Here is a 2,942-nt window from a genome sequence, read left to right as displayed (position 1 = left end):
CGCGGCCGCGCAACGCCGAGGGGTCGGCAGTGGTCGTCGGCGCCGTCGACGGGACGGTGGACAGCGACACGGTCACGGAGACGCTCCAGCGCGCCAGCACGGTCGCGGACCGCCCCTACGAGGCGTTGAACGAGCAGTACGACGGGGGGTCGCTCCGCGAGGCGCACGCGGAGTACTTCACCCAAGCCCCGCTCGACCCCGAGGCGTTCAACGAGGAGCAGCGCGTCCGGCTGCTCGGGACGGCGTTCGCCGACGAGGCGCTGGATCTGGCGACGTTCCTGAGCGACCGCGAGGTGGCGGTCGACGCGATCCGCGTCGAGGCGTTCGGCGCGCCGGAGAGCGAGGAGTTCCTCGTGCAGTTCGTCCCCGACGACGGGGAGCAGGCGGAGAGCACCGACAGCGCGGAGCAGTGGGTCGCCGGCACGAACGCGAGCGCCGAGACGGCCGCAGGCGGGGAACGCGAATCTGACAGTGGTGAGGACACCGCGGACGCGCCGAGCCACGAGTCGGCGCTCGCGGCGGACGATGGCGCCGACGGCGGTGCCGGAGCGGACGACGAAAGTGAATCGGAAGCCGGGAGCGGAGCGCACGATCGGGACAGGACGGCCGAGGACGGAACGGGAGACGAAGCGGGCGACGAGGCGGTCGAGGCCGGGAGCCTCGAACTCCCCGTGTTGCTCGACGCCGTCGCGGAGGGGATACAGGACCGCCTCGTCGGGACCTTCGACACCGACCCCGAGGATCTGGTCTCCGTCGAGCGCGGGAACGAACTGCTCGTCCGGCCCGACCACCCCGCCTACGCCGGCGGCGTGCTCCGCTACCGGATTCAGGTCGGCTCCGACGGCACCGTGGAGTTCGGGGTGAACATCTACGGCGGCAGCGAGGCCGAGAAGGAGCAGATGCGCGCGGTGGTCCGGGAGAACGAGGCCGGGATCGAGGAGGAACTGGAGTACGAGATCGCCGACGGCTACGACGGGTTCGCGGCGAGCCGGCAGTTCGCGACGCTCGATCAGGTCGCGGCCGCCGAGATCGTCGACGAGTTCGACCGACTCGTCCGCTTCTTCCACTCGCGCGTGATGCGGGCCTGACGCCGAGAAGGAAAGAGACGTGACCCCGGGGGCCGGAGTGCTCCCCATGCGAATCGTCCAGCGCGGCCACGGCGCGGAGGGCCGTGACCGGGTGACGCTCGTCCCCGAGACCGTCGACGACCTCTGGCATCTCTCGCACGTCCTCGAGCCGGGGGATCTGGTCGAGGGCGACACCACCCGCCGCATCCAGCGCAACGACGACCAGATGCGCGACACCGGCGGCGAGCGCGAACATCTCCACGTCACCCTCGAGGTCGAGGACGTGGAGTTCGCCCGCTTCGCCAACCGCCTCCGGGTCGGCGGCGTGATCCGTGACTGCTCGATGGAGGACCAGATCGGGCTGCATCACACGATCAACGTCGAGACCCACGAGGAACTCACGATCGAGAAGTACCTCAAGCCCGACCAGCGCGACCGGATCGAGGAGGCCGCCGAGGCCACCGACGCGCCGGACGTGGCGGTCGTCACCGTCGAGGAGGGCGAGGCGTACGTCCACACGGTCCAGCAGTACGGCACCGACGAGTACGTCTCCCTCACGGCGCCGACGGGGAAGGGGGAGTACGCACAGCCGCGGACCACGCTGTTCGAGGAGCTCGGTTCAGCACTCCAGCACGTCGACGCCGAGGCGATCATCGTCGCCGGCCCCGGGTTCACGAAGCGCGACGCGCTGGACTACCTCGAGGAGGAGTACCCCGACGTGGCCGAGAAGGTCGCGACGACCGTCGACACCTCCGCGGCGGGCGACCGCGGCGTCCACGAGGTGCTCAAGCGCGGCGCCGTCGAGGACGTACAGGACCAGACACGGATCGCCCGCGAGAGCGAACTGATCGACGAACTCACCGAGCGCATCTCCACCGGCGAGAAGGCGACCTACGGGATCGAAGAGACCGCCGAGGCCGCCGAGTACGGCGCGGTGGGGACGCTGCTCGTCGTCGACGAGCGCCTGCGAACCGAGCGACAGGACGAGGGCGACTGGGAGCGGGACGCAAACGAGATCATCGAGACCGTCGAGCAGAAAGGCGGCGAGGTGGTGGTGTTCTCCTCGGAGTTCGCGCCGGGCGAGCAGCTATCGAACCTCGGCGGGATCGCGGCGCTGTTGCGGTACCGGATCCAGTAGCGCGGACAAAACTTTACGAGCCTCCCCGCGTTCTATCCGGCAATGGACAGCGAGACGACCCGCCGAGCCCTCCTCTCGGCGGTTCTCGGCGCCGGCGTCGGCGGGATGGCGCTGACGGAGGCCCGGTCGTACTTGGACCGGTTCGCGCCCGGGTCGGGCAGCGTCTGGGGTGCGGCGACGGGAACGGCACCGGACGACCTCGACAGCCCGTACGGCCCCGCGACGGTGCGCTACGTCGACTACGGCGTCCCCCACGTCGAGGCCGAGAGCGAGCGGGCGGCGTACTACGCGGTCGGCTACTGTCACGGCGCCGACCGACTCTTTCAGATGGATCTCTACCGCCGGCGGATGGCCGGCCACCTCTCGGAGGTCGTCGGCCCGGCGACGGTCGACAGCGACGCGTTCCACCGGCAGATGGACTTCGAGGCCGCCGCCGAAGCCACGTGGGAGCGCGCCGCGGGCACCGAGACCGGCAACGTGGTCGAGGCGTACGTCGCAGGGGTGAACCGCGCCCGCGAGGTCGAGCCGACGCCGCTGGAGTACGGGCTGCTGGAGTTCGAGCCGCAGCGGTGGACGCCGACGGCGTCGCTGCTCGTCCAGAAACAGATCTCGTGGGGCCTCACCGGCTCGTTCCGGGCGCTCCGGCGCGCGCTGGCCCGCGACCGGCTCGGCGCCGACGCGACCGAGCAACTCTACCCGCGAGTCATGGACCACGAGTCGCCGATCATCCGCGGCGG

Annotated in this window: 3 protein-coding genes; all 3 read left to right on the top strand. The window is 70.8% G+C overall.

Annotated elements, in window-relative coordinates:
• Nucleotides 1-29 precede the first annotated feature (29 nt).
• Entirely contained in the window at nt 30-1,088 is a 1,059-nt protein-coding gene (locus tag ACFR9S_RS13715; RefSeq protein ID WP_379818892.1) for a hypothetical protein, read from the top strand.
• A 46-nt stretch (nt 1,089-1,134) separates the two neighbouring features.
• Nucleotides 1,135-2,205, top strand: coding sequence for an mRNA surveillance protein pelota (locus tag ACFR9S_RS13710; protein ID WP_379732336.1), 1,071 nt, complete (start codon nt 1,135-1,137; stop codon nt 2,203-2,205).
• 42 nt (nt 2,206-2,247) lie between these two features.
• Nucleotides 2,248-2,942 (top strand): penicillin acylase family protein (locus ACFR9S_RS13705; RefSeq protein WP_379818891.1); only part of this gene is annotated, 695 nt, incomplete at its 3' end.

It is taken from the genome of Halolamina salina (assembly GCF_042678005.1).
GTDB lineage: Archaea > Halobacteriota > Halobacteria > Halobacteriales > Haloferacaceae > Halolamina > Halolamina salina.
Note: the sequence above shows the minus strand (reverse complement) of the source record. Positions and strands in the feature narration are given on the sequence as shown.